The sequence below is a fragment of the Candidatus Symbiopectobacterium sp. genome (assembly GCF_020054415.1).
GTDB lineage: Bacteria > Pseudomonadota > Gammaproteobacteria > Enterobacterales > Enterobacteriaceae > Symbiopectobacterium.
In genome coordinates, this window is record NZ_JAHWCO010000504.1 from 1 (window position 1) to 3,082 (window position 3,082).

1 protein-coding gene and 2 pseudogenes are annotated in these 3,082 nt (G+C 49.7%); 1 reads left to right on the forward strand and 2 read right to left on the reverse strand.

Annotated elements, in window-relative coordinates; translation table 11 throughout:
• Both QZ506_RS14750 and QZ506_RS14755 read right to left on the reverse strand, forming a co-directional pair.
• A pseudogene (locus tag QZ506_RS14750) lies at window positions 1–77 on the reverse strand (IS1 family transposase); the annotation flags it as partial.
• 57 nt (window positions 78–134) lie between these two features.
• Window positions 135–630, reverse strand: a pseudogene (locus QZ506_RS14755) (metallophosphoesterase); the annotation flags it as partial.
• Between the two features lie 587 nt (window positions 631–1,217).
• On the opposite strand from QZ506_RS14755, the gene ybaL reads away from it, so the two are divergent.
• Window positions 1,218–2,906, forward strand: a complete 1,689-nt coding sequence (gene ybaL / locus QZ506_RS14760) for a YbaL family putative K(+) efflux transporter (RefSeq protein ID WP_291972043.1) — start codon at window positions 1,218–1,220, stop codon at window positions 2,904–2,906.
• Window positions 2,907–3,082 lie beyond the last annotated feature (176 nt).

The following is a 3,082-nucleotide window of genomic DNA, read 5'->3' on the forward strand; positions in this document are numbered from 1 at the left end:
CCACTTTTGCCATAACCGTGTTTTTTCACAGGAGATGTCTGTTCACAAAACGGGCATCTTACATCAACTTTAGCCACTGTATTCCACATCCAAAACCGGACATTTCACACTGCAATCAACATATTGAATACACGACCTAATTTTGCTGTGTCATCAGTGGTCAAACCGATAACCGCAATCTTGATACCTTGCTTATCAAACAGCGCATAGGGTTTGAACAGACGCTGTTGTGTACTCTTTTGATAGATGTTGGCAGACAGCAACGGGAATGTTGCCTACTTCTCCTGCTGGCGCAGTACCGAGAGCGGATTATCAAACTCATGGTTACCAAGCGCCATGGCATCATAGCCCACCATATTCATGCCGCGAAAATCGGGCTCTGCATCCTGCAAGTCAGATTCAGGCACTCCGGTGTTGATATACCAGCCGGACAGCAGCAGTACACTGCCGCTTAGCGGCCACCTCCTGACGAATCTGATCCACCAGCGTTTTTTGCGCTGCCAACCCATATTCGCCGTATTTGTTATGCCAGAAATGGCAGTGGTGATCGTTGGTGTGGAGGATGGTGATGTCATAGGTTTTATCTTTTTCCCACGCCAACGCCCCTGCCTAGGTAAAAACCAGCGACATCGCAATAGCACGTCCTAACGCTTTCGTTGCAAAACGCATGGAAACTCTCCGTTAACTAAACAACCCTTTTTAAAATAATGCGATAGCAGCCATCTGCCCGTCCTGGTCTTAGTCGGGTACGCGCAGATTGAGATATCCCTCCAGAATAGCGCACTTTTACTCAACGCTCGATTTCATTTGCACCCTGTGACCTGTATCACAATAAAAACCTGTGTTGCGCGCATGAATCACTAGAGAAAGCTGATGAAAATGGTCAGTTCATTTTATTCTTTTGTATTTATGTCATTTACCCCCGCTATTCTAAGGTTTTTAACACAGAGAAACCGGTTCCTCTCAGCACACAGGACGAAAATGCGGCATACATAACAGACATGATAAAGGATATTCATGAGAGCAATAACTTTGGTTTATCAATGATTATATGACGAAAGCATCATGAAATCTGTGTTAGACTTAGATTCGATGAGTAAACGAAGATTTTTACTAGAATACTCTTATTTTCCCAAGCAGGATTTCCTCAAATGAAATAGAATTTGTTCAAGAAGTCTGCTCATGAACGTTTTTCAACAATGGTAAAAGGAGTCGAGATGCATGCAACCACACCACTAATATCCACCATTGCCGTAGGGCTGGTCCTCGCGTTCTTGCTGGGGATTCTGGCCAATCGACTACACATATCCCCTTTAGTCGGCTATCTGGTCGCAGGGGTTCTGGTGGGGCCGTTTACCCCAGGTTTTGTCGCGGATACCGCGTTAGCACCTGAATTGGCTGAACTTGGGGTTATTCTGCTGATGTTTGGTGTCGGCCTGCATTTCTCGCTTAAAGATCTCATGGCGGTGAAATCCATCGCTATTCCCGGTGCCATTGCACAAATCGCCGTTGCCACGCTGCTGGGGATGGGCCTTTCCACCCTGCTCGGCTGGAGTCTGGCAAGCGGCTTGGTGTTTGGGCTGTGCTTATCCACTGCCAGTACCGTAGTGCTGCTGCGCGCATTAGAAGAACGGCAACTGATTGACAGCCAGCGCGGACAAATCGCCATTGGCTGGTTGATCGTAGAAGATTTGGCGATGGTGTTGACGCTGGTATTGCTGCCCGCGTTCGGTGACATGATAGGCGCTGAGCATGCTGATACCGGTAAGCTGATTTGTGACATGGCCTGGACCATAGGCAAAGTGGTTGCTTTTATCACGCTGATGATTGTGGTGGGCCGTCGCCTAGTGCCTTGGGTGTTGGCAAAAAGCGCCGCTACCGGCTCACGGGAACTGTTCACCCTAGCAGTATTGGCGATGGCTCTCGGCATCGCTTTCGGTGCAGTGAAGCTGTTTGATGTTTCATTCGCACTGGGTGCCTTCTTTGCGGGTGTGGTGCTGAACGAATCAGAACTTAGTCAACGCGCTGCCCACGATACACTGCCACTGCGTGACGCCTTCGCCGTACTGTTTTTTGTTTCGGTGGGCATGCTGTTCGATCCGATGATTCTGGTGAACGAACCGATGGCCGTCATCATTACATTGGCCATTATCGTGTTCGGTAAATCAGCGGCCGCTTTTGTACTGGTACGTCTGTTCGGCCACTCCACACGTACCGCACTGACTATCTCGACCAGCCTGGCGCAAATTGGCGAGTTCGCCTTTATCTTGGCGGGCCTGGGTGTTGTGCTCGGTCTCTTGTCTGAGCAAGGGCGCAATCTGGAGCTGGCAGGGGCGATTCTGTCGATTATGATCAACCCGCTGCTTTTTACTCTGCTGGAGCGCTATCTGGAGAAAACAGAGACCATTGATGAGCAGATCGTGGAAGAAGCAACCGAAGAAGAGAAGCCAATTCCGGTTGATATGTGTAATCACGCCCTATTGGTCGGTTATGGCAGTGTTGGCAGCCTGATCGGTGCCAAACTGCATCAGGAAGGCATTCCTATTGTGGTCATCGAGAATTCGCGTGCGCGGGTGGATGCTCTGCGCGAGCAAGGCATCAAGTCCGTACTGGGGAACGCCACTAAAGTGGAAATCATGGAGTTGGCTCGGTTGGATTGCGCCCGCTGGCTGTTGCTGACCATTCCTAACGGCTATGAGGCAGGAGAAATCGTTGCGGCAGCGCGTGAAAAACGCCCGGATCTGGAGATCATTGCGCGCGCACATTATGACAATGAAGTCAGCTATATCACCGAACACGGTGCCAATCAGGTGGTGATGGGTGAACGTGAAATAGCCAACAGCATGATCACCCTGCTACAGCTTGAGCAGGTAAAAGCAGAAGAACTAAAAGAGTGCCCGATTTGATACCGATGCGCAGCGGTAACCCCGCTGCGCTCTTTTATCTGTACTAGCTCAGACCTGATCTGACAGTTACCGATTATTTATACAGGTGTCTGTCAGATTACATCTGGTTCAGATTCTTTTCTGCCCAGATCCGTTTTCCATCGAGTAAAGTGGCCATCGGCGTACGCCCGCAGCAC